Source organism: Mycobacterium sp. NGS16 (assembly GCF_059813225.1).
Map to the genome: position 1 here is coordinate 15,034 of NZ_JCALEE010000008.1, position 23,573 is coordinate 38,606.

27 protein-coding genes are annotated in these 23,573 nt (G+C 68.8%); 18 read left to right on the plus strand and 9 right to left on the minus strand.

The features are described from left to right. Window positions 1-41: 41 nt before the first annotated feature. Complete coding sequence (locus tag AC5Y4Q_RS17020; protein ID WP_499959745.1) at window positions 42-782, minus strand: dienelactone hydrolase family protein; 741 nt, start codon at window positions 780-782, stop codon at window positions 42-44. 23 nt (window positions 783-805) lie between these two features. Here AC5Y4Q_RS17020 and AC5Y4Q_RS17025 point away from each other — a divergent pair, with 23 nt between their 5' ends. From AC5Y4Q_RS17025 to AC5Y4Q_RS17035, 3 genes are read left to right on the plus strand one after another with little or no spacing between them, the layout of a single operon-like run. Beyond that, on the plus strand, window positions 806-1,606 hold the full coding sequence (locus AC5Y4Q_RS17025) for a thymidylate synthase (protein ID WP_499959747.1): 801 nt from the start codon (window positions 806-808) through the stop codon (window positions 1,604-1,606). After that, on the plus strand, window positions 1,603-2,085 hold the full coding sequence (locus AC5Y4Q_RS17030) for a dihydrofolate reductase (RefSeq protein ID WP_064922294.1): 483 nt from the start codon (window positions 1,603-1,605) through the stop codon (window positions 2,083-2,085). The genes AC5Y4Q_RS17025 and AC5Y4Q_RS17030 overlap by 4 nt, the downstream gene beginning before the upstream one ends. Beyond that, the gene (locus AC5Y4Q_RS17035) at window positions 2,085-3,296 is read left to right on the plus strand and encodes a winged helix-turn-helix domain-containing protein (protein WP_499959750.1); all 1,212 of its coding nucleotides are present in this window, start codon (window positions 2,085-2,087) and stop codon (window positions 3,294-3,296) included. The genes AC5Y4Q_RS17030 and AC5Y4Q_RS17035 overlap by 1 nt, the downstream gene beginning before the upstream one ends. A gap of 14 nt (window positions 3,297-3,310) precedes the next feature. Here AC5Y4Q_RS17035 and AC5Y4Q_RS17040 read toward each other — a convergent pair whose 3' ends face one another. Both AC5Y4Q_RS17040 and mbp1 read right to left on the minus strand, forming a co-directional pair. Next, window positions 3,311-4,033 carry a DoxX family protein gene (locus AC5Y4Q_RS17040; RefSeq protein ID WP_499959752.1) on the minus strand — a complete coding sequence of 241 codons (723 nt, stop codon included), beginning with the start codon at window positions 4,031-4,033 and terminating at the stop codon, window positions 3,311-3,313. Window positions 4,034-4,117: 84 nt separating this feature from the next. Further along, on the minus strand, window positions 4,118-4,354 hold the full coding sequence (mbp1, locus tag AC5Y4Q_RS17045; protein ID WP_065019314.1) for a microaggregate-binding protein 1: 237 nt from the start codon (window positions 4,352-4,354) through the stop codon (window positions 4,118-4,120). A gap of 302 nt (window positions 4,355-4,656) precedes the next feature. On the opposite strand from mbp1, the gene AC5Y4Q_RS17050 reads away from it, so the two are divergent. The 4 genes from AC5Y4Q_RS17050 to AC5Y4Q_RS17065 are packed head-to-tail and all read left to right on the plus strand — an operon-like array spanning window position 4,657 to window position 8,772. Beyond that, window positions 4,657-5,358, plus strand: coding sequence for a sensor domain-containing protein (locus tag AC5Y4Q_RS17050; RefSeq protein WP_499959754.1), 702 nt, complete (start codon window positions 4,657-4,659; stop codon window positions 5,356-5,358). A gap of 31 nt (window positions 5,359-5,389) precedes the next feature. Continuing rightward, window positions 5,390-6,154 carry an FAD-dependent thymidylate synthase gene (gene thyX, locus AC5Y4Q_RS17055; RefSeq protein ID WP_499959756.1) on the plus strand — a complete coding sequence of 255 codons (765 nt, stop codon included), beginning with the start codon at window positions 5,390-5,392 and terminating at the stop codon, window positions 6,152-6,154. A gap of 31 nt (window positions 6,155-6,185) precedes the next feature. Continuing rightward, entirely contained in the window at window positions 6,186-7,088 is a 903-nt protein-coding gene (dapA, locus tag AC5Y4Q_RS17060; RefSeq protein ID WP_499959757.1) for a 4-hydroxy-tetrahydrodipicolinate synthase, read from the plus strand. Between the two features lie 7 nt (window positions 7,089-7,095). After that, window positions 7,096-8,772: a ribonuclease J gene (locus AC5Y4Q_RS17065; RefSeq protein ID WP_499959759.1), complete on the plus strand. Its 1,677-nt coding sequence runs from the start codon at window positions 7,096-7,098 to the stop codon at window positions 8,770-8,772. A 1-nt stretch (window position 8,773) separates the two neighbouring features. Here the strand turns inward: AC5Y4Q_RS17065 and AC5Y4Q_RS17070 are convergent, their stop codons facing one another. Together AC5Y4Q_RS17070 and AC5Y4Q_RS17075 are read right to left on the minus strand one after the other, a co-directional pair. After that, window positions 8,774-9,583 carry a mycofactocin-coupled SDR family oxidoreductase gene (locus tag AC5Y4Q_RS17070; protein ID WP_499959761.1) on the minus strand — a complete coding sequence of 270 codons (810 nt, stop codon included), beginning with the start codon at window positions 9,581-9,583 and terminating at the stop codon, window positions 8,774-8,776. Further along, the gene (locus AC5Y4Q_RS17075) at window positions 9,583-9,900 is read right to left on the minus strand and encodes a putative quinol monooxygenase (RefSeq protein ID WP_064921958.1); all 318 of its coding nucleotides are present in this window, start codon (window positions 9,898-9,900) and stop codon (window positions 9,583-9,585) included. Before AC5Y4Q_RS17075 ends, AC5Y4Q_RS17070 begins: the two co-directional genes overlap by 1 nt. Before the next feature lie 150 nt (window positions 9,901-10,050). Here AC5Y4Q_RS17075 and AC5Y4Q_RS17080 point away from each other — a divergent pair, with 150 nt between their 5' ends. Beyond that, the gene (locus AC5Y4Q_RS17080) at window positions 10,051-12,552 is read left to right on the plus strand and encodes an FtsK/SpoIIIE family DNA translocase (RefSeq protein WP_499959763.1); all 2,502 of its coding nucleotides are present in this window, start codon (window positions 10,051-10,053) and stop codon (window positions 12,550-12,552) included. A gap of 133 nt (window positions 12,553-12,685) precedes the next feature. Next, window positions 12,686-13,195: a DUF421 domain-containing protein gene (locus tag AC5Y4Q_RS17085; protein WP_064921880.1), complete on the plus strand. Its 510-nt coding sequence runs from the start codon at window positions 12,686-12,688 to the stop codon at window positions 13,193-13,195. Here AC5Y4Q_RS17085 and AC5Y4Q_RS17090 read toward each other — a convergent pair. Next, entirely contained in the window at window positions 13,192-13,713 is a 522-nt protein-coding gene (locus AC5Y4Q_RS17090; protein ID WP_109535664.1) for an amino-acid N-acetyltransferase, read from the minus strand. The two genes, AC5Y4Q_RS17085 and AC5Y4Q_RS17090, sit on opposite strands and share 4 nt — an antisense overlap. A 55-nt stretch (window positions 13,714-13,768) precedes the next feature. Between AC5Y4Q_RS17090 and pgsA the strand changes: the two genes are divergently transcribed. From pgsA to pspM, 4 genes are all read left to right on the plus strand, one after another. Further along, the gene (gene pgsA / locus AC5Y4Q_RS17095) at window positions 13,769-14,362 is read left to right on the plus strand and encodes a CDP-diacylglycerol--glycerol-3-phosphate 3-phosphatidyltransferase (protein ID WP_064921881.1); all 594 of its coding nucleotides are present in this window, start codon (window positions 13,769-13,771) and stop codon (window positions 14,360-14,362) included. Between the two features lie 136 nt (window positions 14,363-14,498). Beyond that, window positions 14,499-14,822, plus strand: a complete 324-nt coding sequence (gene clgR / locus AC5Y4Q_RS17100; protein ID WP_499959768.1) for a transcriptional regulator ClgR — start codon at window positions 14,499-14,501, stop codon at window positions 14,820-14,822. 81 nt (window positions 14,823-14,903) lie between these two features. Then, window positions 14,904-15,728, plus strand: a complete 825-nt coding sequence (pspA, locus tag AC5Y4Q_RS17105) for a phage shock protein PspA (RefSeq protein ID WP_499959769.1) — start codon at window positions 14,904-14,906, stop codon at window positions 15,726-15,728. A 3-nt stretch (window positions 15,729-15,731) separates the two neighbouring features. Beyond that, window positions 15,732-16,565 (plus strand): phage shock envelope stress response protein PspM, encoded by an 834-nt coding sequence (pspM, locus tag AC5Y4Q_RS17110; RefSeq protein ID WP_064921884.1) that lies wholly within the window; start codon window positions 15,732-15,734, stop codon window positions 16,563-16,565. Here pspM and AC5Y4Q_RS17115 read toward each other — a convergent pair. Both AC5Y4Q_RS17115 and AC5Y4Q_RS17120 read right to left on the minus strand, forming a co-directional pair. Continuing rightward, window positions 16,562-16,975, minus strand: a complete 414-nt coding sequence (locus AC5Y4Q_RS17115; protein WP_064921885.1) for a DUF5313 domain-containing protein — start codon at window positions 16,973-16,975, stop codon at window positions 16,562-16,564. The genes pspM and AC5Y4Q_RS17115 overlap by 4 nt on opposite strands. 6 nt (window positions 16,976-16,981) lie before the next feature. Then, complete coding sequence (locus tag AC5Y4Q_RS17120; protein WP_125224601.1) at window positions 16,982-17,422, minus strand: limonene-1,2-epoxide hydrolase family protein; 441 nt, start codon at window positions 17,420-17,422, stop codon at window positions 16,982-16,984. A 42-nt stretch (window positions 17,423-17,464) separates the two neighbouring features. Here AC5Y4Q_RS17120 and AC5Y4Q_RS17125 point away from each other — a divergent pair, with 42 nt between their 5' ends. Further along, window positions 17,465-18,637 carry a glycosyltransferase gene (locus AC5Y4Q_RS17125; protein WP_064921887.1) on the plus strand — a complete coding sequence of 391 codons (1,173 nt, stop codon included), beginning with the start codon at window positions 17,465-17,467 and terminating at the stop codon, window positions 18,635-18,637. Window positions 18,638-18,647: 10 nt separating this feature from the next. Beyond that, window positions 18,648-18,842 (plus strand): DUF3046 domain-containing protein, encoded by a 195-nt coding sequence (locus tag AC5Y4Q_RS17130; RefSeq protein WP_064921888.1) that lies wholly within the window; start codon window positions 18,648-18,650, stop codon window positions 18,840-18,842. On the opposite strand, the gene AC5Y4Q_RS17135 is transcribed toward AC5Y4Q_RS17130, so the two are convergent. After that, window positions 18,833-19,483, minus strand: a complete 651-nt coding sequence (locus AC5Y4Q_RS17135) for a TetR/AcrR family transcriptional regulator (RefSeq protein ID WP_064921889.1) — start codon at window positions 19,481-19,483, stop codon at window positions 18,833-18,835. The two genes, AC5Y4Q_RS17130 and AC5Y4Q_RS17135, sit on opposite strands and share 10 nt — an antisense overlap. Before the next feature lie 71 nt (window positions 19,484-19,554). Between AC5Y4Q_RS17135 and AC5Y4Q_RS17140 the strand changes: the two genes are divergently transcribed. The 3 genes from AC5Y4Q_RS17140 (at window position 19,555) to recX (ending at window position 23,571) form a co-directional block, all read left to right on the plus strand. Further along, window positions 19,555-20,766, plus strand: a complete 1,212-nt coding sequence (locus AC5Y4Q_RS17140; protein WP_064921917.1) for an oxygenase MpaB family protein — start codon at window positions 19,555-19,557, stop codon at window positions 20,764-20,766. Window positions 20,767-20,933: 167 nt separating this feature from the next. Continuing rightward, window positions 20,934-23,075 (plus strand): intein-containing recombinase RecA, encoded by a 2,142-nt coding sequence (recA, locus tag AC5Y4Q_RS17145; protein WP_064921890.1) that lies wholly within the window; start codon window positions 20,934-20,936, stop codon window positions 23,073-23,075. Then, window positions 23,041-23,571: a recombination regulator RecX gene (gene recX, locus AC5Y4Q_RS17150; protein ID WP_109535668.1), complete on the plus strand. Its 531-nt coding sequence runs from the start codon at window positions 23,041-23,043 to the stop codon at window positions 23,569-23,571. The genes recA and recX overlap by 35 nt, the downstream gene beginning before the upstream one ends. Window positions 23,572-23,573 lie beyond the last annotated feature (2 nt).

Here is a 23,573-nt window from a genome sequence, read left to right on the forward strand (position 1 = left end):
CCATCGGGCAAAAATGCCTTTAAGGCAAATAGTTGCCCGGTTCAGTCACGCAGCGCGGCGCCGAACACCCGCCGCAACGCCGCCCAGTGCCGGGCCGCCGCGTCGGCGTCGTACGGCGGGTTGTCGGGGACGGCGAAGCCGTGCTGGGCCGGATAGAACTCGACGGTGTGCTCGACACCGGCGGACGTCAGCGCCTCGTCGAGGATCGCGGCCTGCTTCTTGGTGAACGACCCGTCGTTCTCGGCGCCGGCGATGTAGATCGTGGCGCGCATCTTCTCGGCCAGCAGGTGCGGGCTGTCGGGTGCGTCGGTGACCAGGCCCCCGCCGTGGAACGACGCCGCCGCTGCCACCCGCTCGGGAACGCGTCCGGCCACGACCACCGAGATGCGCCCACCCATGCAGTACCCGCAGACCCCGAACTTCTCGCCGCGCACTTCGGGCCGGCCGGCCAGATAGTCGAAGAACGCCGCCGCGTCGGTCGCCGACCGGTCGAACGTGACGCTGCCCAGCATCGACATGAGCCGGCCCCGCTGCTTGGCGTCGCTGAAGGCCGTGGCCATGTCGAACGGCGCCCAGTCACCGTGCCGGTAGTACACATCTGGCAGCAGCACCGCGTAGCCCGAGCCGGCCAGCTCGGCGGCCATCTCGGCGAAGGTCTGCCGCACCCCGCCGGCGTCGGGATACATCACCACTCCGGGCCAGGGGCCGGGACCGTCGGGGGTGAACAGCTGCACCGGGCAACTGCCGTCGGGCGTAGTGATCGTGTCGCTGACGTGGGCCATGGGTTCCGTTCTAAGCTATCGACGTGCCGATTGCCACACCCTATGAGGATTTGTTGCGGCTGGTGCTCGAGCGCGGTACCCCCAAGGCCGACCGCACCGGCACCGGCACCCGCAGCCTGTTCGGCCACCAGCTGCGCTACGACCTGTCCGCCGGCTTCCCGCTGATCACCACCAAGAAGGTGCACGTCCGCTCGGTGGTCTACGAGCTGCTGTGGTTTCTGCGCGGCGACTCCAACATCGCCTGGCTGAACGAACACGGCGTCACCATCTGGGACGAATGGGCTTCGGCGACCGGCGATCTGGGGCCGGTGTACGGAGTGCAGTGGCGGTCCTGGCCGACCCCGACCGGCGAACACATCGATCAGATCGCGCGCGCGGTGGAGCTGTTGCGCACCGACCCGGATTCGCGGCGCATCATCGTCTCGGCGTGGAACGTCGGTGAGCTGGACAAGATGGCGCTGGCGCCGTGCCACGCCCTGTTCCAGTTCTACGTCGCCGACGGGCGACTGTCCTGTCAGCTGTATCAGCGCAGCGCCGACCTGTTCCTCGGGGTGCCGTTCAACATCGCCAGCTACGCGCTGCTCACCCACATGATGGCCGCGCAGGCCGGGCTGGACGTCGGGGAGTTCGTCTGGACCGGCGGGGACTGCCACATCTACGACAACCACCTCGAGCAGGTGCGCCAGCAACTGTCCCGCGACCCGCGCGCCTACCCGGAACTGATGTTGGCACAACGCGATTCGATCTTCGACTACACCTTCGACGACATCCGCATCCTCGGCTACGACCCGCACCCGGCGATCAAGGCGCCCGTGGCGGTATGAGCGCCCTCGCGTTGATCTGGGCGCAGTCCACCAGCGGAGTCATCGGCCGTGCCGGCGGCATCCCGTGGCGGCTGCCCGAGGACCAGGCGCGTTTCAAGGAACTCACGCTGGGGCACCGGGTGGTGATGGGCCGGCTGACCTGGGAATCACTGCCGGCCTCCGTGCGACCCCTGCCCGGGCGGACCAACGTGGTGATCTCCCGTGACCCCGACTACCGCGCCGACGGTGCCGAGGTGGTGGCGACGCTGGAGGCCGCCCTGACCGATGCGCAGACCTGGGTGATCGGCGGCGCGCAGATCTACGCGCTGGCGCTGCCGCTGGCCACCCGCTGCGAGGTGACCGAAGTCGAGATCGACCTGCCCCGCCAAGACGCGGATGCCGTCGCGCCGGTGCTCGACGAATCCTGGCGGGGCACCGCGGGGGCCTGGCTCACCAGCGACAGCGGCTTGCGGTACCGGTTTTACAGCTACCATCGCTGATGGTAACGCTGACCTCGGCGCAGGCACGCCGGATCGCCGTTGCCGCACAGGGTTTCGCGGCCGCCAAGCCGCGTGCCGCGATCACCCGGGCGCACCTGAAGCGGCTGATATCGCGCATTCAGGTGCTGCAGCTGGACTCGGTGTCGGTGGCGGTGCGTGCCCATTACGCCCCGGTGTTCAGCCGGCTGGGCCCCTATGACCGCAGTGTGCTGGACCGCGCCGCGTGGCAGCACAGCGCGCGGTCGCCGCGGCTGCTGGTCGAGTACTGGGCGCACGAGGCGGCGCTGATGGCCGTCGATGACTGGCCCCTGATGCGCTGGCGGATGCGGCAATACACCCACGGCCGGTGGGGCAACGTATCGCCCAATCCCGAGCTGGCCGACGCCATCGTCGCGGCGATCACCGAGCTGGGCCCGAGTACCGCCGGGCAGATCGAGGACCACCTGGCCGCCAAACCCACCCGCGGCAAGGGAACCTGGTGGAACCGCAGCGACACCAAGTGGGTGGCCGAGGCGCTGTTCGCCGCCGGGGTGCTGACCACCGCCACCCGGGTCGGCTTCACCCGGCACTACGACCTGGTGCACAACGTGCTGCCTCCGGACGTGCTGGGCCGCCAGGTCGACGATGACGAGGCGGTGCAGCAGCTGGTGCTGCGGGCAGCGACCGCGCTCGGGATCGGCACCGAGGCCGACCTGCGCGACTATTTCCGGCTCTCGGCCGGCCAGGCCAAGCCGGCGATCGCCAAGCTGGTGGCCGCCGGCGAACTGGAGCCGGTAGCGGTGGCCGGCTGGGATGCACCGGCCTACCTGCGTGCCGGACAGGCGATTCCGCGGGCCGACCGCGGCACCGCGCTGCTGTGCCCGTTCGACCCGTTGATCTTCTTCCGGCCGCGAGTGGCGCGGCTGTTCGACTTCCACTACCGGCTCGAGATCTATACCCCTGCGCCGCAACGCCGTTACGGCTACTACGTGTGGCCGTTGCTGCTCGACGGTGAACTGGTCGCCCGAGTGGACCTCAAGGCCGACCGGACCCGCGATGCCCTGCACGTCGTCGGGGCGTTCGCCGAAGACGGCCCGCCACCGGAGCGGGTGGCGAACGCGCTGCGCAGCGAGCTGGAGTCGATGGCGTCCTGGCTGGGTTTGAGCGATGTCAGCGTGGGGGAGCGCGGCGATCTGGTCGCCGAGCTGCGCCGCACCCGGCCGCGGCGATAAACCGCAGCACCGGCTCAGCGGTGCAGGCGCCGGCGGGCAGTTTCGGCGAATGTGGTGGCGTTTTCCCGCGCCGCGTGCACCCATTCGGTTCCGCGGTCGGCGGCGACTTCGGCCAGCTGTGAGCCCCGCTCACCGGCTGCCTCCAGTAACGGTCCGGCCTTCTCGCCGACCAGCTCGGCAAGTTCGCGGCCATGTTCGGCTCCGGACTGCAAGCCCGCGCTGACCTTTTCGCCGACCGTCTCGAGCACCGCATCACCGGAGGTCGTGGGTAGAGCCGTGGCCGCCCGTTCGTAAGCGTGCCGCGCGGCACGCCGGGCCCGCCAACCCAGCGAGGGCTTTCCTTCGGTGTCCGAGGCCGCGATCATCAGCCCACCGATGAGGCTGACGTCGGTCAAAAACGCTTGGCGCTGTTGGGCCCTGCGCTGCGGGTCGGGTTCTGTCCAGAACAGGTGGCCGCCTGCGCTGCCCGGAATGACCGTGCAGGCCAGCACCGCCGCCGCAACCCGCGGCATCCTGCCGCTGGCCAGCAAGAGACCGCCGCCGATCTGCACCAGCGCATTGGCTTTGGCGAACGTTTCAACGTCGGAGGGCACCTTGGCCGCCACCTCGTCCGGCAACTGCTTGAGTCCCTCGAACGCCGGGCGGGCGGTCTGGCCGGCTTGTTGCGGGCGACGCAAGGACTCCACCCCCTGACCGACAAACGCGGCCGCAAGCAGTGGACGGGCGATTCTGCGCATCAACACTTGGCCTCCTGGAGGAAGGCAAGCTGCCTGCGCGGTGTTGGCGAGCCGCAGCTCGCCGACACCGCCCCGCCAGGCCGATTACTGCTCGGCACGCTCGCGCGCCTCATCCGCGGCGGCCTTGGCGCGGGCCTTTTCGGCCTCGGCCTCTTTGGCCGCAACCTCGCGCTGCGCGTCGGCCTTGTCCTGCTGCGCTTGGCCTTCCCGCTTGAGCGAGTCGTCACCGGTCACCGTGCCGACGGCCTCCTTGGCCTTGCCCTTGACGCCTTCCACGACGCCTTTGATGCCGGCTTCGGGCCCACTGTCCTGGTCACTCATGCGTGCCTCTCTTCGATCGATCAACCCTGGACGGCCGCCCGGCGGCGGTGCGGGCGGCCCGCCCAGCAGGCGACCGGGGTGGCCGCCGATACGCCGGTATACCCAGTGCGCTTACAACGTAAACTTGCCGTGTCGCCCCGCCGGTCGCCCGGAAAACATTCGGCGTCAACGCGGTTGGGGTATGGCGTGCCGATACCGGCGGCACTGCCCGGATTTCGCTAATCTTGCCGATAACTGATCGGCGACGCTCTCAACTGGCGTGCAGATCCACAAACCTGGTCGGAAACACGGGATGTGATCGCGTGCGGGGTTCGGTTTCGTTGGGTTTCGTTGTCGTCGGCTGCGTGTTGGTCGCCGGATGCGGCAGCAGTGGGGGTGCGGCGAAGCCCACCACCAGCGCGCCGACGCCGACCACCACGACCGCCGCGATCGCGCCGGTCGCCGAAGGCGGCCTGCGGGCGTTGCTGCTGTACCCCGAGGAGATCGGTCCGATCATGGGCGCGACCGACATGAAAGCACACGCTCCCCACGACGTGCTGCCCGATGACAGCACGACGATGCAGCCCAGGGAATGCCTGGCGGTCGACGGCGTAGCGCAGGAACAGGTCTATGCGCGCAGCGGTTTCACTGCGGTGCGCGAGCAAACTGTCAGCGACGGCGAAGACAACGCCCACTTCGTCGACCAGGCGGTCGTGCTGTTTCCGACCGCCAAGCAAGCTGAAGCGTTTTTCGAGGTGTCGGCCAAGCAGTGGCCGGAATGTCGCGAGTACACCCACACCCAAAGTGGTTCGCAGTGGACCGCCGGGCGCATATCGAACGCCGACGGTGTGCTGAGCACCGTCGCGACCCAGCAGAACGCCGGTGACTCGGCGTGGCAGGCCTGCGGGCGGGCGCTGACGGTGGCCAACAACGTCGTCGTCGACGTCAACACCTGCAGCACCGACCCGAAGGACTCCGCGGTGGTCATCGCCCGGCAAATCGCCGCGAAAGTGCCGAAGGGCTGACGCCGGGCCGGTACGCCTTAAGGTGAGTGCCGTGGCCGAGACGGCGCCGCTGCGCGTGCAACTGATTGCCAAGACCGAGTTCATCCCGCCGCCGGACGTGCCGTGGAGCACCGACGCGGACGGCGGGCCGGCGCTGGTCGAGTTCGCCGGCCGCGCCTGCTACCAGAGCTGGTCCAAGCCCAACCCGAAAACCGCCACCAACGCCGCCTACCTGCAGCACATCATCGACGTCGGGCACTTCTCGGTGCTCGAGCATGCCAGCGTGAGCTTCTACATCACCGGAATCTCGCGGTCGGCCACCCACGAGCTGATCCGGCACCGGCATTTCTCGTTCTCCCAGCTCTCCCAGCGCTACGTCCCGGAACCGGACTCGCGGATCGTGGTGCCTCCCGGCATCGAGGACGACCCGGAGCTGCGGCAGATCCTGGCCGAGGCCGCCGACGCCAGCCGGGCGGCCTACACCGAGCTGTTGAGCCGGCTGGAAGCCAAGTTCGGCGCAGGTCAGGCGGGCGAAACGCTCGGAGCGCTGCGGCGCAAGCAGGCCCGGCAAGCCGCCCGCGCCGTGCTGCCCAACGCCACCGAGACCCGCATCGTGGTAACCGGCAACTACCGGGCGTGGCGGCATTTCGTGGCGATGCGCGCCAGCGAGCACGCCGACGTCGAGATCCGCCGGCTGGCCGTCGAATGCCTGCGGCAGCTCGTGGCCGTCGCCCCCGCCGCGTTCGGAGACTTCCAGATCACCGCCCTGGCCGACGGCACCGAAGTCGCGACCAGTCCGCTGGCGACCGAGGTCTGAGCACCTGCGCGGCGCCAGGTAATCTTGGGCCGTGAGCAGCAGCGGATTCGATGCCAAGGCGCAGTTCGGCACCGTTCTGACCGCAATGGTGACCCCGTTCGGTGCGGACGGCTCGGTGGACACCGACGCCGCGATACGCCTGGCGAACCGCCTCGTCGACGCCGGTTGCGACGGCCTGGTGCTCTCCGGGACCACCGGGGAGTCGCCGACCACCGCCGACTACGAGAAGCTCACCCTGCTGCGTGCCGTGGTCGAGGCGGTCGGTGACCGCGCCCGCATCATCGCAGGTGCCGGCAGCAACGACACCGAGCACAGTGTCCGGCTGGCCGAGGCCTGCGCCGGGGTCGGTGCGCACGGCCTGCTGGTGGTCACGCCGTATTACTCGAGGCCCTCGCAGGCCGGTCTGCTGGCGCACTTCACCGCCGTGGCCGATGCCAGCGCGCTGCCGGTGATGCTCTACGACATCCCGGCCCGTTCCGTGGTGCCGATCGCCCCGGACACCATCTTCGAGCTCGCGGAGCACCCGAACATCGTCGCGATCAAGGATGCCAAGGGTGATCTGCATGCCGCCGCCCAGATCATGGCCGAAACCGGGCTGGCCTACTACTCGGGCGATGACGCACTCAACCTGCCGTGGCTGGCGATGGGTGCCACCGGCTTCGTCAGCGTGATCTCGCACTTCGCAGCCGGCCAGCTGCGCGACATGCTGACCGCCTACCAAGCCGGCGACGTCGAGACCGCTCGCAAGATCAACGTCTCCATCGCGCCGTTGTCCAACGCGATGGCCCGCACCGGCGGGGTCACCTTCGTCAAGGCCGGCCTGCGGTTGCAGGGTTTCGACGCCGGCGACCCGCGGCTGCCCCAGGTGCCCGCCACCGCGGCCGAGGTCGACGACCTGGCCATCGACATGCGCACCGCGTCCGTTCTCGGGTGAGGTTCGGGTGAAGGAAGACCTCACCCCGCCGGGTCCGCTGACCCCCGGCGGGCTACGCGTCACGGCGCTGGGCGGTATCAGTGAAATCGGCCGCAACATGACCGTTTTCGAACATCAGGGCCGACTGCTGATCATCGACTGCGGGGTGTTGTTCCCGGGCCACGACGAGCCCGGTGTCGATCTGATCCTGCCGGATATCCGCCACATCCAGGACCGGCTCGACGACGTCGAGGCGCTGGTGCTGACCCACGCCCACGAGGACCACATCGGCGCCATCCCGTTCCTGCTCAAGCTGCGGGCCGACATCCCGGTGGTCGGCTCGAAGTTCACCTGCGCGCTGGTGGCCGCCAAGTGCCGCGAACACCGCATCAAGCCGGTCTTCGTCCAGGTCGCCGAAGGCCAGCGCAGCACGCATGGGGTGTTCGAATGCGAGTACTTCGCGGTCAACCACTCCATCCCCGATGCATTGGCGATCGCGGTGCACACCGGTGCCGGCACCGTGCTGCACACCGGCGACATCAAGCTCGACCAGCTGCCGCCGGACGGGCGGCCCACCGACCTGCCCGGCATGTCCCGGCTGGGCGATCAGGGCGTGGACCTGTTCCTGTGTGACTCGACCAATGCCGAGATTCCCGGCGTCGGGCCCAGCGAGAGCGAGGTCGGCCCCACCCTGCACCGGTTGATCCGGGGTGCCGAGGGACGGGTGATCGTGGCGTGCTTCGCCTCGAATGTGGACCGTGTGCAGCAGATCGTCGATGCCGCGGTGGCGCTGGGCCGCCGGGTGTCGTTCGTCGGCCGGTCGATGGTCCGCAACATGGGCATCGCCAAGGAGCTGGGCTTTTTGCGGGTCGCAGACTCCGACCTGGTCGATATCGGGGCGGCCGAGATGATGCCGCCGGAGAAGGTCGTGCTGGTCACCACCGGAACGCAGGGCGAGCCGCTGTCAGCCTTGTCGCGGATGTCGCGTGGGGAGCACCGTTCCATCACGCTGACCGCCGGTGATCTGGTGGTGCTCTCGTCGTCGCTGATCCCCGGCAACGAGGAGGCCGTCTACGGCGTGATGGACGCGCTGGCCAAGATCGGTGCCCGGGTGGTCACCAACGCCGCGGCCCGGGTCCACGTCTCCGGGCACGCCTACGCCGGCGAGCTGCTGTTCCTCTACAACGGGATCCGGCCCCGCAACGTGATGCCGGTGCACGGCACCTGGCGGATGCTGCGCGCCAACGCCGCGCTGGCCGCGCGCACCGGGGTGCCAGCGGAGTCGATCCTGTTGGCCGAGAACGGCGTCAGCGTGGATCTGGTCGCCGGGCAGGCCAGCATCGCCGGGGCGGTCCCGGTCGGCAAGATGTTCGTCGACGGCCTGGTGGACGGCGACGTCGGCGATGCGACGCTGGGGGAGCGGCTGATCCTGTCGAGCGGGTTCGTCGCGGTCACCGTGGTGGTGCGCCGCGGCACCGGCAAGGCCGTCGCGCCGCCGTATCTGCACTCCCGGGGCTTCTCCGAAGATCCCAAGGCGCTGGAACCGGCGGCCCGCAAGGTCGAGGCGGAACTGGAATCCCTTGCCGCCGAACGTGTTACCGACCCGACCAGGATCGCCCAGGCGGTGCGCCGCACGGTGGGCAAGTGGGTCGGCGAGGTCTACCGGCGGCAGCCGATGATCGTGCCGACCGTTATCGAGATCTGAGCTATCTCTTGTTGACGTAGCCGGCGTCCACCGGCAGCGTCACCCCGGTGATGTAGCGGGCGGCATCGGACACCAGCCAGAATGCGGCGTTGGCCACGTCCTCCGGTTGCAGCACCTGCACCGGCAACGCGTTGCCCATGTCCGGTCCGCCCTGGGTGTCCAGGCCGTCAAGCCACTTCCGGGTGAACTCGTTGTCGATCATCGGCGTCTGCACCCCGGCCGGATGCACTGAGTTGACCCTAATGCTATGTGGCGCAAGAAGGTTGGCGTATACCCGCATCAGTCCGACGATGCCGTGCTTGGCGGCGGCGTACCCCAGCGATCCGGCTGCCGGAGCGGCCAGACCGACCAGCCCGGCGACCGAGCTGACCAGCACGATCGACCCGCCGTCACCCTGGGCGATCATCGGCTTCACCGCCACATCGACGGTGTGGTAGATACCGGTGAGGTTGACGTCGATCACGTCCTGCCAGGCGTCCTCGCCGGCCATCGGAGCGATTCCGGCGTTGGCGATCACGAAATCGAGCCGCCCGAGTTCGTCGAGGCCGGCCTGCAAGGCGGTGCTCAGCGCGGCGCGATCGCGGACGTCGGCCACCCGGGCCACGATGCGCGCACCGGTCTCCTCGACCAGCTTGACCGTCTCCGCCAGATCCTCGGCGGTGGCCAGCGGATACGGCACGCTGGAGATCTGTTGGCACAGGTCGACCGCGATGATGTCGGCGCCCTCGGCGGCCAGCCGCAGGGCATGGGCCCGACCCTGGCCGCGGGCGGCGCCGGTGATGAACGCGACCTTGCCGGTCAGGGCTCCCATCACTGGGCCCGGAGCTGGCCCTTGGCCGGATCGCCGGCCGGCAGCGGCTGCAGCATCTTGATCTCCGGTGCCCCGGCCAGGTGCTCCTTGAGGTTGCCGAACAGCTCGGCGACCGCCGGAGCCGCCGAATGGGCCTGGAGCGCCTCGGCGTCCGCCCACTGCTCGATGAACACCAACGAGCCGTCGGCTTCGTGCACCGAGTACAGCTGACAGCCCGGCTCCTCGTGCACCTGGCCGACCGCTTTGGTGCAGATCTCGCGGGCGATATCCACCGATTCCGGCTTGACGGGGAAGGCGGCGACGACGACTACCGGCATGCAGGTCTCCTTAGACAGGCTTAGGTGTGGCCCTGCCACCGTACGCAGGCCCACTGTGACCGGTGCCACGCGGGTGACCACTGCACCGCCCGACCCGTGACCAGTGTGGCAGATGGTGCGAATGAGGGTATTGCGGTTAGGCTTGCGGCTATGGCTAGTAAGACGGCTAGTGGCACCGGGGCACGATCGGGAACGCGAACTAGCAGGTCAAAGGCTGGCTCGCGCGCCACTCGGCCGGCCCGCGCAGCGGCGGCACGGCGCAAACCGGCACCGCGCCGGCAACGCTCCGGGCTGGCCGGGGCGGGGCTGGCCTGCGGGAGGGCCGCCCGGGCGGGCTGGCTGATGGTCGCCAAGGCGGCCGGCGGTACCGCCCGGTCGGTCGGCCGCGCCCACGACATCGACCCGGGCCATCGCCGGGACGGCATCGCGCTGGCCCTGCTGGGCCTGGCCGTGGTGACCGCCGCCAGTTGCTGGCTGGACGCCGCGCGCCCGGTCGGGGCATGGGTCGACACCGGGCTGCGCACGGTGATCGGCGGGGCGGTGGTGCTGCTTCCGGTGCTGGCCGGCGTCGGCGCCGTTGCGTTGATGCGCACCGAACCCGACCCGGAGAACCGGCCCAGGCTGATCCTCGGATCGGCGATGGTCGCGCTGCCGATCCTGGGGCTGTGGCATCTGTGGTCCGGTTCCCCGCAGACCCCCGACGGCCGTCTGCACGGCGCCGGTTTCGTCGGATTCGTCATCGGCGGGCCGCTCGCCGACGGGCTGACCGCCTGGATCGCCGCGCCGCTGCTGTGCATCGGCGTGCTGTTCGGGGTGCTGCTGTTGACCGGAACGACGCTGCGCGAGGCCCCCGAGGCGCTGCGCGACCTGTTCACCGCGCGCGGCTACGAGGACGACTACTACGACGACGACGAAGACGACGACGGCTATGACTGCGCCGTCGAGGACGCCGGCTACGACGGCGCCGGCAACGACGACGCCGGTGACACCCCGGACTGGCAGTCGCGCACCCCGCTGGACAACTACCCGCTCGACGAGCCGCCCGCCGAGCCGGCGCCACCGGCCAAGCCCGCCCGCCGCAAGCAGCCCAAAGCGGCCAAACCCACCGACACCACTGTCGTCCTGGACCGGGTGGTGGAGGGTCCCTACACCCTGCCGCCGCTGAACCTGCTGATCGCCGGCGATCCACCGAAAACCCGCACCGCCGCCAACGATCAGATGACCGACGCGATCACCTCGGTGCTCACCCAGTTCAAGGTCGACGCCGCGGTCACCGGCTGCACCCGCGGCCCGACCGTCACCCGCTACGAGGTGGAGCTGGGACCCGGGGTCAAGGTCGAGAAGATCACCGCCCTGCAGCGCAACATCGCCTACGCGGTGGCCACCGAAAGTGTGCGGATGCTCGCACCGATCCCCGGTAAGTCCGCGGTGGGCATCGAGGTGCCCAATACCGACCGGGAGATGGTGCGGCTGGCCGACGTGCTGACCGCGCCGTCCACCCGCCGCGACCACCACCCGCTGGTGATCGGGCTGGGCAAGGACATCGAGGGCGACTTCATCAGCGCCAACCTGGCCAAGATGCCGCACCTGCTGGTGGCCGGCTCCACCGGCTCGGGCAAGTCCAGCTTCGTCAACTCGATGCTGGTGTCGCTGCTGGCGCGAGCCACCCCCGAAGAGGTCAGGATGATCCTGATCGACCCGAAGATGGTGGAACTCACACCGTACGAAGGTATTCCGCACCTGATCACCCCGATCATCACCTCGCCGAAGAAGGCGGCGGCCGCGCTGGCCTGGCTGGTCGAGGAGATGGAGCAGCGCTACCAGGACATGCAGGCCTCCCGGGTGCGGCACATCGACGTTTTCAACGAGAAGGTGCGTTCCGGGGAGATCACCGCGCCGTTGGGCAGCGAACGGGTCTACCGGCCCTACCCCTACATCCTCGCGATCGTCGACGAGCTCGCCGACCTGATGATGACCGCGCCGCGCGACGTCGAGGACGCCATCGTGCGGATCACCCAGAAGGCCCGCGCCGCAGGCATTCACCTGGTGCTGGCCACCCAGCGGCCCTCGGTGGACGTCGTCACCGGCCTGATCAAGACCAACGTGCCGTCCCGACTGGCGTTCGCCACCTCGTCGCTGACCGACTCGCGGGTGATCCTGGACCAGGCCGGCGCGGAGAAGCTGATCGGGATGGGCGACGGGCTGTTCCTGCCGATGGGCGCCAACAAGCCGATCCGGCTGCAGGGCGCGTTCATCACCGACGAGGAGATCCACGCCGTCGTCACCGCCTGCAAGGACCAGGCCGAACCCGAGTACACCGAGGGTGTCACCACCGCCAAGCCGAGCGGCGAACGCACTGATGTCGACCCCGACATCGGCGACGACATGGAGGTCTTCCTGCAGGCCGTCGAGCTGGTGGTGTCCAGCCAGTTCGGCTCGACCTCGATGCTGCAGCGCAAGTTGCGGGTCGGCTTCGCCAAGGCGGGCCGGCTGATGGACCTGATGGAGACCCGCAGCATCGTCGGCCCATCCGAGGGCTCCAAGGCCCGGCAGGTGCTGGTCAAGCCCGACGAGCTGGCCGCCACCTTGATGGCCATCCGCGGTGGCGGCGACCCGGATGATGGTGACGACGACTCCGACGCCGAGTTCTAGGCCGCCCACACGGTCGCCGAGCGGGTCCCACTCAGCGGCAGCCGGCCGGTGCAGACACCCCTAAGACACAGATCGGACACGGACCGGACACCAGCGGTTTTCGCGGACCGGGCCGGGCGCGTAATCTCGCCACGTGGATTGGGCACGCCTGTTTGCTTTCGATACCCCGCCGTCGGAGATCATCGTCCGCGGAACCGTCATCTATATCGCGATCTACGCGTTACTGCGGGTGGTATTGAAACGCGAGGCGGGCACCAACGGCATCACGGATCTGATCGTCGTGGTGCTGATCGCCGACGCCGCGCAGAACGGGATGGCGGGCGGCTACCGATCGATCAGCGACGGCATCCTGCTCGTCGGCGTGATCATCGGCTGGTCCTACCTGCTCAACTGGATGGCGCACCGCTGGCCCGGCGTGGCGAGGCTGCTGCGGCCCGGGCCGCTGCTGGTGGTTCACCACGGCGAATTCCTCTACGCCAATATGCGCAAAGAGATGATCACCGAGGAACAGGTTCGCGAGCAGGCCCGCAAACAGGGAATCGCCGACCTCGCCGTCGTGCGTGAGGGCCGGATGGAATCCGACGGGCAATTCAGCTTCCTCATCGGCTCGGCCCGCCGGGCAACCGGCGTCCTGGCCGATTAGAGAATCAGCAGCATCCGGGTGTTGCCCAGGGTGTTCGGCTTGACGTAGCTCAGGTCGAGGAATTCGGCTACCCCGACGTCGTAGGAGCGCTGCATCTCCTCGTACACCTCGGCGGTGACCGGCGTTCCGTCGATCTCGGTGAAGCCGTGCCGGGCGAAGAAGGCCGTTTCGAAGGTCAGCACGAACAACCGCTGCAACTGCAGGTCGCGGGCGACCTGCAACAGGCGGTCGACGAGCGCATGCCCGATTCCGCGGCCGGTCAAGGTCGGGTCCACCGCGATGGTGCGCACCTCACCGAGATCCGACCACAGCACGTGCAGGGCCCCGCAGCCCACTACGCCCCGCTCGGGGTCCTCGGCCACCCAGAACTCCTGCACCGCCTCGTAGAGCGTGACGAGGTTCTTCTCCAGCAGGATCTTGCCGGCGTAGATGTCGACGAGCTTCTTGATCGCCGGGACATCCGATGTCCGCGCGCGGCGGATCAGGGGCCGCTGGGCCGGATCAGCCGCGAGGTGCACAGATGCACAGTATCGGTTTCTCACTCCAGCCTGGGTAACCGATATTCTGTCTGCCGTGTCGGGGCAACCTCAAACCGGTCCGGCGGTGACGCGCGTCCCCGTGATCAATCTGGCCAACGCGCTGACCGTCATGCGGTTGTTGTTGGTCCCGGTCTTTCTGCTGGCGCTGTTCGCCCAGGACGGCCATGACGCCAACACCCGCATCGCGGCGTTCGTCATCTTCGCGGTGGCCATCGTCACCGACCGGCTCGACGGTGCCCTGGCCCGCAACTACGGAATGGTGACCGACTTCGGCACCCTGGCCGACCCGATTGCCGACAAGGCACTGATCGGTGCCGCGTTGATCGGGCTGTCGATGCTCGGCGACCTGTGGTGGTGGGTGACGGTGCTGGTGCTGGCCCGAGAGATCGGGATCACTGTGCTGCGGTTCGCGGTGCTGCACCGCGGGGTGATCCCGGCCAGCCGCGGCGGAAAACTCAAGACGCTGGTGCAGGCGGTCGGGATTGGGCTGCTGGTCCTGCCGCTGACCGGTCCCTGGCTGGTGACGGCCTGGGTGGTGATGGCCGCCGCTGTGGTGCTCACGGTGGTGACCGGCGTGGATTACGTGATGTCGGCGGTGGCTGATCTGAGGGAACCGGACCGGAGCTGACCGGCGGTTCAGCGGTTCAGCCAGGTTCGACGGAGCAGAGCCGATGAAACCGACGAGCCGGGAACCCGGATGAGGGTCGCGGCGTTGAGCTTGGTGACTGTCGGTGTTCCAGCTTGATCCGATTAAGGAGTGCACGATGACGACATTGCTGCGGGAATCGGTCGGCGAGGTGCTGCGCCAGGCCCGGACGGCGCAGGGGCGCACACTGCGCGAGGTGTCGGACGCGGCGCGGGTCAGCTTGGGGTACCTCTCGGAGGTCGAGCGGGGCCGCAAGGAAGCCTCCAGCGAGCTGCTCAATGCGATCTGCGCGGCATTGCGGATCCCGTTGTCGGCGGTGCTCTTCGATGCCGGCAACCGGGTGGCGCGCGCCGAGCGGGCCGAGCGCAACATCGGGGTCACCCACATCGACGCCAGCACCAAGGTGGTGATTCCACCGATCCGGGCGATGGCCTCGGCGTGACGTGTCGAAGCTCCACCCGAGCACAGTCGAACCGATAAATTAGCGGCATACCGCATCCGACCAACCAGACGGAGCTGACTGATGGCCAACCCGTTCGTCAAGGCGTGGAAGTACGTGATGGCGCTGTTCAACGCCAAAATCGACGAACACGCCGATCCGAAGGTGCAGATCCAGCAGGCGATCGAAGAGGCGCAGCGTCAGCACCAGGCACTCACCCAGCAGGCCGCCCAGGTGATCGGCAACCAGCGGCAGCTGGAGATGCGGCTCAACCGGCAGTTGGCCGACATCGAGAAGCTTCAGGTCAACGTGCGTCAGGCGCTCACCCTGGCCGACCAGGCCACCGCCTCAGGCGACACCGCCAAGGCGACCGAATACAACAACGCCGCAGAGGCGTTCGCAGCTCAGCTGGTCACCGCCGAACAGAGCGTCGAAGACCTCAAGACCCTGCACGACCAGGCGCTGTCCGCGGCGGTGCAGGCCAAGAAGGCCGTCGAGCAGAACGCGATGGTGTTGCAGCAGAAGATCGCCGAGCGCACCAAGCTGCTCAGCCAGCTCGAGCAGGCCAAGATGCAGGAGCAGGTCAGCGCGTCGCTGCGGTCGATGAGTGAGATCGCCGCACCCGGGACCACCCCCAGCCTCGACGAGGTGCGGGACAAGATCGAGCGGCGCTACGCCAACGCGATCGGTGCCGCCGAGCTGGCGCAGGGCACGGTGGCCGGCCGGATGCTCGAGGTGGAACAGGCCGGCGTGCAGATGGCCGGCCATTCCCGGTTGGAGCAGATCCGCGCCTCGATGCGCGGGGAGTCGCTGCCGACCGGCGGCACCGCCGCCGCACCGACCCCGCCCACTCCGGCGGCTCCGCAATCGGGTGCCAGCCCCACACCCGAGAATCCGCTGGACCGGTAGCCGATGGCCGTGCGAGTCGGAGGCCGTGCCCGGGGCGCCCTGCTGCAGCGCGCCGTCGACCGTGCCAGCGAGGCCGCCGACATCCTCGCCGACAAGCTGAGTGCGATCGCCGACCCGCGGGCCAGATTGCTCCGTAAGCGGCGATGGGCGCTGCGACTGGGGCTGTTCTTCGCGGCTGCCTGCGGGTTCTGGGTGCTGGTGACGGCCGTGCTGGCGTCATGGGCGACCCCGGTCTGGGTGCTGCTGATCACCGGGCTGATCGCCGCCGGCGCGGCCGCCCCGGCCACGCTGCTGTTACTGCGGTATCGCTGGTTGCGCGCGGTGCCGCTGCCGGCTGTCCGCACGGTCACCGCACGGCGCCTGCCGCCGCCCGGTTCGGCGGCGCGGCCGGCGATGTACGCGCTGGGCGCCTCCGAGCGCGGCATGGTGTCGCTGCTGGGCGTACTGGAGCGCGGTCGGCTGCTGCCTGACGATGAGATCGCCGAGCTGACCGCCGCCGTCAACGGGGCGGCGTCGGCGATGGCGGCCACCGCCGCCCAGGTGGTGTCGATGGAACGGGCTGTGCAGCACAGTGCGCAGTCCAGCGAATACCTGGTGCCGACGATCAACGCGTTCACCGCCCAGCTGAGTGCCGGCGTGCGGCAATACAACGAAATGGTCACCGCCGCAGCGCAACTGGTCGCCTCAGCCAACGACGGGTCGTCGACACCGTCGGGGGATCCGGTGAATTCGCCGATGTCCCAACAGCGGTACCGCGAGGAGCTGACCAACGCGACCGATCGCATGCTCGGTTGGGCGCAGGCCTTCGACGAACTCGCCGAGCTGCCCCGCGTCTAGATGTCGTCGCTGCGCTGATCGACTGATTCCGGCCGCGCGCCGTAGCGTTCGGCGTAAGACCGGTGGATGTGGGCGTCGCGCTCGCGTTTGCGTGCGTCGGCGAGCTCGGGGTCGAGGCCGTGCATCCGCAGCATGTGCTTGCGCCACACCTTGTTGAGCGCATGCGCGAACAGGATCACCATGAACCAGATCGGAAACGTCATGGTGACATGCGTCAGGAAGTCGGCCGGCAACAGCCAGAACGGGATCAGGATCAGCGTCGTCGGCACGACGGCGCGCAGGATCATCCGGACGGTGGCACCCGGGCCGGCCAGGTCGTTGCGGACCCAGTCCCGCAGCTCCGGCGGCAGTGGGCGCCCGTAGCAGTACCGGAGGTATTGGAGCGCGTTGGGGCGTCGGCGCGTGTTCACTACGTTCTACAGCGTCGGGCGTAGCGACGGGAAGACGGTCGCCGCGACCGCCCGCAGCGTCGCCTTGAACATATCGAGGAAGTCAAAGTAGTCGCGCCACAACGTGATACGTCCGTTGCGCACTTCGAACACCCCGCAGACCCAGAACTGCAGCCGCAGCGGACCAAAGGTCAGCGCATCGGTGCGCTCGGTGAGCACCGCGGAGCCGTCGGCGGCGATACGGTGGATCTTCACATCGAAGGCCGCCCGGCCGGCCATTCGGCGGAACACCCCGATGGTGGCGCTGCGCCCGTAAATGGTCGGCAGCCCGACGTTCTGATACACCACGTCCTCGGCGAGGGCCGCGGCCGCGGTGTCGAGATCATCGTCGGCAAGGGCGTCGAGGAACGTCTCGACTGTACGGATGTTGGCGGCCGTCTCGGTCTGCTGGACACTCGGTTCGGTCATGCCTGCCAGCCTAGGCCTGCGGGGCTGTGGCACGGTAGGCCGATGCGCATCGTGGTAGTCGCCGGACCCGATCCCGGCCACGCATTCCCGGCGATCGCGTTGTGCCGGCGCTTCCGCGCGGCCGGGGACACGCCGACGTTGCTGACCGGGGTGCAGTGGCTGGACACGGCGCGCGCCGCCGGAGTGGATGCCGCCGAGCTGCTCGGCCTGGATGCCACCGCCGCCGATGACGACACCGACGACGGGGCCAAGCTGCATCAGCGGGCGGCCCGCATGGCGCAGCAGAACCGCGAGCAGCTGCGGGCGCTGGCGCCGGACCTGCTGGTCTCCGACGTCATCACCGCCTGCGGGGGCATGGCCGCCGAACTGCTCGGCATCCCCTGGGTCGAACTCAGCCCGCACCCGCTCTACCTCCCGTCGAGGGGATTGCCACCGATCGGCAGCGGGCTGGCGCCCGGCCGGGGCGTGCGGGGCCGGGTGCGGGATGCGGTGATGCGGTCGCTGACCGCCCGGTCGGTGCGATCCGGTCTGCGGCAGCGCGCCGCGGCCCGGGCCGGCATCGGTCTGCCGGACCACGACCCCGGGCCGCTGCGGCGCCTGATCGCCACGTTGCCGGCGCTCGAGGTGCCCCGCCCGGACTGGCCTGCCGAGGCGGTCGTCGTCGGACCACTGCACTTCGAACCCACCGAGGAGCTGCTCGGGGTGCCCCCGGGTCCGGGCCCGCTGGTGGTGGTGGCGCCGTCCACGGCGGCGACCGGGACGGCCGGGCTGGCCGAGCTGGCGTTGCAGCACCTGGTGCCCGGCGACGGGCTGCCCGACGGCGCCCGGGTCGCGGTATCGCGGCTGAACGGCCCCGAGTTGACCCTGCCGCCGTGGGCCGTTGCCGGGCTGGGACGCCAGGACGACCTGTTGGCCCGCGCCGATCTGGTCATCTGCGGCGGCGGGCACGGCATGGTGGCCAAGTCGCTGCTGGCGGGGCTGCCGCTGGTGGTGGTGCCCGGCGGGGGCGACCAGTGGGAGATCGCCAACCGGGTGGTGCGCCAGGGCAGCGGGCGGCTGATCCGGCCGCTGAGCGCGGCGGCGCTGACCGAGGCGGTGAACGCCGTGCTGGCATCGCCGAGCTACCGCGACGCCGCGCGGCGGGCCGCCGAAGGGGCCGCCGACGTGGCCGACCCGGTGCGGGTGTGTCACGAGGCACTTTCGTGCGCTGAGTAGGTTGGGACGCGTGCGCCTGACCGAATTCCACGAGCGGGTCACGCTGCGCTTCGGGGCGGCCTACGGCGCCACGGTGCTGACCGATCACGTGCTGTCCGCGGTGGGCGGACGCACGGCCGCACAGGCGATCGAGGACGGGGTGGAGCCCCGCGACGTGTGGTGGGCGTTGTGCGCGGACTTCGACGTGCCGCGCGATCAGTGGTGAGCGTGATCGTGCGGGTGCACGATGCTGCGGACCAGGGCGACGGCCAGATCCGAGCAGACGGCGGCCAGCTCGGCGGGGGACTCGACAGGGTTGTCCAGCCAGGCTTCGATGATCTGGTTGACGCCGCCGACGATGAACAAGGCACCGCGGCGTAACTCCGCGGGCGGCGGAACTTCGCCGTCGAGGACGCCGGGAGCGTGCTCGACGACCGCATCGGTGATCAGGTCGAGGATGCGGGCGCGGTGCTCGCTCAGGCCGGGGACGCCGGACAGGTCGCTGGTGGCGATGCGGTGGATGTACGGGTCGGCGGCGATGAGGTCGAGGAAGGCGGTCAGCGCGGAGCGCAGTTTGTCGGTGAGCGTGCCCGGGTCGCCGACGCCGGCGGTGACCATCGCGTCGAGCAGCTGGTCGCGGACGTCGTCGGAGACCGCGAACAGCAGCGCGTCGCGGTTGGCGAATTGCTCGTAGAAGTAGCGCGGGATCAGCCCCGCGGCGCTGCAGACGCCGCGGACGGTGACCTCGCTGAGGCCGGATTCACCCCAGATCCGCCGGCCGGCGGCCAGTAGCTTGCCCCGGCGTTCGGCGCGGCGGTCGACCGCGCTGATGCCGCCGTAATCGCGCACCACTTCCGGGCGTTTCATTGACATCACCCTACCCGCGGCCTACGTTTGGAACACAGGTGTTATCCAAAGTTGCGCTGGAGGCTTACCCGATGAATTCGCCGATTCCCGCCCGACACCCGGCTGCCCCGGGGGCGGTTCCGTTCGGCATTCGGGTGCTTGCCGGTCTGCTCGGAGTTGCCAAACCGACCCCGCAGCGCTGGGACGAGATCGGTGCGGGGTTCAACGTCGGCGACGAGCCGATGCGACGGCTGGTCGACTGGATGTCGAGCACCACCGAGGCGCGGCCGCTGTTCGAACGGATCCTGGCCCACGGGCTGGCGTCGGTGCCCGACGCTCCGGAGCCGCTGCGGGAGTTCTTCGGCGAATTCGAGCCGATCCCGGACTGGGTCGATCTCGATCTGGTGCGCCGCGGGCAGCGGGCGTTGCGCCGCGGCGGGGCCGATGGCACCTACATCGCCCGGGACGTCTCGTTGCTGGGCGGTTACCGGTTCTCCTCGTTCAACAAGACCCTGCTGCGCACCGGCGTGCTGGAGAAGGGCTCGAACAAGCGGTTCGCCGAGACGCTGCAGTGGGCCCTGGACGTCACCGCCGAGGGCGGCCTGGAGCCCCTCGGCGTCGGCTACCAGGCCACCATCCGGGTCCGATTGATCCACGAGTACGTCCGGCGGCACGTGGCCGCGCTGCCGGACTGGCGCGGCGAGGAATGGGGCCTGCCGGTCAACCAGACCGACATGGCCGCCACCCTGGTGGGTGCGCTGATCGCGCCGCCGGCGGGCGGGCTCGGGATGGGGCTGGTGCTGCCCCCTGCCGAGCTTGACGCCATCGCCCACCTGACCCGCTACGTCGGCTGGCTGATGGGGGTGCACGACGAGTGGCTGCCTCGCGACTTCCGCGACGCCATCCGGGTGCTCTACCACACGCTCGGCGCACTGTCGGCGCCCGACGAATCCACGCCGCAGCTGGCGGTCCCGATGGCCGACGATCCCCTGCAGTGGCACTACCGCAGCATGAGCGGGGTGCGGCGTCGGATCGCCCGGGCGCAGCACCTGTCGGTGACCAGCGGCTTCCTGGGGCCGCGGGCGATGCGGGAACTGGGGCTGCCGGGATTCGTCCTGCCGTGGTACCCGGTATTGCGTCTGCCGGTGAACCTGGCCCGCAGTCTTGCGGCGCTGACCCTGCCCGGCGGGCTAGACCGCGCGGCGCTGCGTGGGCGCCGTGAGCAGGAGCAGTTCATGCGCACCATGATGGGCGCGCAGGACACCGCCATCGGGGCTTCGGCGCACGTGATGCAGGTGGCGTAACACTCCGCCTGGGATCGACACCCCGACACGCCGCGTGTCTGACTTGATTCGAACATCCGTTCGCCTACTGTGGAGAGAGTTCGCCGGGTTGTCGGACCCTGCTACTAGCGTCACGGCCAACCGACCGAGAACCGGTCAACCGAACACCGAACCACAGGAGAGACATCATGGCGCAAGCTCCCGATCGCGAAAAGGCACTCGAACTGGCGATGGCCCAGATCGACAAGAACTTCGGCAAAGGCTCGGTGATGCGCCTCGGCGACGAGGTGCGGCAACCGATCTCGGTCATCCCCACCGGATCGATCGCCCTGGATGTGGCGCTGGGCATCGGCGGCCTGCCCCGGGGCCGGGTCATCGAGATCTACGGCCCAGAGTCCTCCGGTAAGACCACGGTGGCGCTGCACGCGGTGGCCAATGCCCAGGCCGCCGGCGGGATCGCGGCGTTCATCGACGCCGAGCATGCGCTGGACCCCGAGTACGCCAAGAAGCTCGGCGTGGACACCGATTCGCTGCTGGTGTCCCAGCCCGACACCGGGGAACAGGCGCTGGAGATCGCCGACACGCTGATCCGTTCCGGTGCGCTGGACATCCTGGTCATCGACTCGGTGGCCGCCCTGGTGCCGCGCGCGGAGATCGAAGGCGAGATGGGGGACAGCCACGTCGGCCTGCAGGCTCGGCTGATGAGCCAGGCGCTGCGGAAGATGACTGGCGCGCTGAACAATTCGGGCACCACCGCGATCTTCATCAACCAGCTGCGGGAAAAGATCGGAGTGATGTTCGGGTGCATGAACTATTCCACCCGGGTGACCCTTGCCGACGGCAGTACCGAGAAGATCGGCAAGATCGTCAACAACAAGATGGACGTGGAGGTGTTGTCCTACGACCCCATCGCCGACCAGTTGGTGCCGCGCAAGATCGTGAACTGGTTCGACAACGGGCCTGCCGAGAAGTTCCTGCAGTTCACCGTCGAGAAGTCCGGCGGTAACGGCAAATCGCAGTTCGCCGCGACGCCCAACCACCTGATCCGCACCCCGGGCGGCTGGACCGAGGCCGGCGAACTGATCGCCGGCGACCGGGTCCTGGCTGCTGAACCGCACCTGCTCAGCGACCAGCAATTCCAGGTCGTCCTCGGTTCACTGATGGGTGATGGAAACCTCTCACCCAATCGGCGTGACCGAAACGGCGTCCGGTTCCGGTTGGGACACGGCGCCAAGCAGCTGGAATACCTGCAGTGGAAGACCGCGCTGATGGGCAACATCGGTCACTCAAAGCGGGAGAACGCTGCGGGTTCGCACTTCGTCGATTTCACTCCGCTTCCCGAACTGGGCGAACTGCAGCGCGCGGTGTACCTCGGGGATGGCAAGAAGTTCTTCTCCGAGGACTACCTCAAGGCACTCACCCCGTTGGCGCTGGCCATCTGGTACATGGATGATGGCTCATTCTCGCTGCGCTCCAAGGGATTGCAGGAACGTACCACCGGTGGTAGCGGACGGATCGAAATCTGCGTGGAGGCCATGTCGGAAGGCACCCGAACCCGGCTGTGCGACTACCTGCGCGACACTCACGGGCTGGATGTGCGGCTGCGGTTGTCCGGATCGGCCGGCAAGGCGGTGTTGGTGTTCTCCACCGCCGCCACGGCCAAGTTCCAGGAATTGGTGGCGCCCTACATGGCACCGTCGATGGAGTACAAGCTGTTGCCGCGGTTCCGCGGTCAAGGCACGTTGACGCCGCAGTTCGCCGAACCTACCCAGCATTTGGTGCCGGCTCGGGTGCTCGATGTCCATGTCAAGCCGCCGACTCGATCGATGCACCGTTTCGACATCGAGGTGGAAGGCAACCACAACTACTTCGTCGACGGAGTGATGGTGCACAATTCGCCTGAAACAACCACGGGCGGAAAGGCTTTGAAGTTCTACGCGTCAGTTCGCCTGGACGTCCGGCGGATCGAGACGCTCAAGGACGGCACCGACGCGGTCGGCAACCGCACCCGGGTCAAGGTGGTCAAGAACAAGGTCAGCCCGCCGTTCAAGCAGGCTGAGTTCGACATCCTCTACGGCCGCGGCATCAGCCGCGAGGGCTCGCTGATCGACATGGGCGTGGACCAGGGCTTCATCCGCAAGTCCGGCTCCTGGTTCACCTATGACGGTGAACAGCTCGGACAGGGCAAGGAGAACGCCCGAAACTACCTGCTGACCAACGTCGACGTGGCCAACGAGATCGAGAAGAAGATCAAAGAGAAGCTCGGCATCGGTGCCGTGCTGACCGATGGTTTGGCTGATGACGTCCTGCCCGCTCCCGTCGACTTCTGAGCCGGCCGAACCCAAGCGTGAGGAGCAGGCGAAGTCACTGTGCCTTCGCCTGCTCACCGCGCGGGCGCGCACCCGTGCCGAGCTCGCCGGGCAGCTGACCAAACGGGGCTACCCCGACGACGTCAGCACTCGGGTGCTCGACCGGCTGGCCAAAGCCGGCCTGATCGATGACGCTGATTTCGCCGAGCAGTGGGTGCGCTCCCGGCGCGAACACGCGGGCAAGGGCAAAAAGGTGCTGGCTGCCGAACTGCGCACCAAGGGCGTCGCCGAAGATGTCATCGCTGGGGCACTGGCCGATATCGACGCCGGCGCCGAGCGCGTGCGGGCGGAACAGCTGGTGGTTGGCAAACTCCGTCGCGAGACCCTCGGCGAGGATGACGTGCGCGTCACCCGGCGGCTGGTGGCGATGCTGGCCCGCCGCGGCTACAGCCCGTCGATGGCCTACGACGTGGTGCGTGACGCACTGGCCGCCGAACGGGAGCGCCGGCGGGTCTGAAG

What these genes read in the sequence shown, in the direction of transcription:
- AC5Y4Q_RS17020 (WP_499959745.1), bottom strand. Translation starts at nt 782, where the DNA reads ATGGCCCACGTCAGCGACACGATCACTACGCCCGACGGCAGTTGCCCG.
- AC5Y4Q_RS17030 (WP_064922294.1), top strand. Translation starts at nt 1,603, where the DNA reads ATGAGCGCCCTCGCGTTGATCTGGGCGCAGTCCACCAGCGGAGTCATC.
- AC5Y4Q_RS17035 (WP_499959750.1), top strand. Translation starts at nt 2,085, where the DNA reads ATGGTAACGCTGACCTCGGCGCAGGCACGCCGGATCGCCGTTGCCGCA.
- AC5Y4Q_RS17040 (WP_499959752.1), bottom strand. Translation starts at nt 4,033, where the DNA reads ATGCGCAGAATCGCCCGTCCACTGCTTGCGGCCGCGTTTGTCGGTCAG.
- mbp1 (WP_065019314.1), bottom strand. Translation starts at nt 4,354, where the DNA reads ATGAGTGACCAGGACAGTGGGCCCGAAGCCGGCATCAAAGGCGTCGTG.
- AC5Y4Q_RS17070 (WP_499959761.1), bottom strand. Translation starts at nt 9,583, where the DNA reads ATGGGAGCCCTGACCGGCAAGGTCGCGTTCATCACCGGCGCCGCCCGC.
- AC5Y4Q_RS17075 (WP_064921958.1), bottom strand. Translation starts at nt 9,900, where the DNA reads ATGCCGGTAGTCGTCGTCGCCGCCTTCCCCGTCAAGCCGGAATCGGTG.
- AC5Y4Q_RS17080 (WP_499959763.1), top strand. Translation starts at nt 10,051, where the DNA reads ATGGCTAGTAAGACGGCTAGTGGCACCGGGGCACGATCGGGAACGCGA.
- clgR (WP_499959768.1), top strand. Translation starts at nt 14,499, where the DNA reads ATGACGACATTGCTGCGGGAATCGGTCGGCGAGGTGCTGCGCCAGGCC.
- pspA (WP_499959769.1), top strand. Translation starts at nt 14,904, where the DNA reads ATGGCCAACCCGTTCGTCAAGGCGTGGAAGTACGTGATGGCGCTGTTC.
- pspM (WP_064921884.1), top strand. Translation starts at nt 15,732, where the DNA reads ATGGCCGTGCGAGTCGGAGGCCGTGCCCGGGGCGCCCTGCTGCAGCGC.
- AC5Y4Q_RS17120 (WP_125224601.1), bottom strand. Translation starts at nt 17,422, where the DNA reads ATGACCGAACCGAGTGTCCAGCAGACCGAGACGGCCGCCAACATCCGT.
- AC5Y4Q_RS17125 (WP_064921887.1), top strand. Translation starts at nt 17,465, where the DNA reads ATGCGCATCGTGGTAGTCGCCGGACCCGATCCCGGCCACGCATTCCCG.
- AC5Y4Q_RS17135 (WP_064921889.1), bottom strand. Translation starts at nt 19,483, where the DNA reads ATGAAACGCCCGGAAGTGGTGCGCGATTACGGCGGCATCAGCGCGGTC.
- AC5Y4Q_RS17140 (WP_064921917.1), top strand. Translation starts at nt 19,555, where the DNA reads ATGAATTCGCCGATTCCCGCCCGACACCCGGCTGCCCCGGGGGCGGTT.
- recA (WP_064921890.1), top strand. Translation starts at nt 20,934, where the DNA reads ATGGCGCAAGCTCCCGATCGCGAAAAGGCACTCGAACTGGCGATGGCC.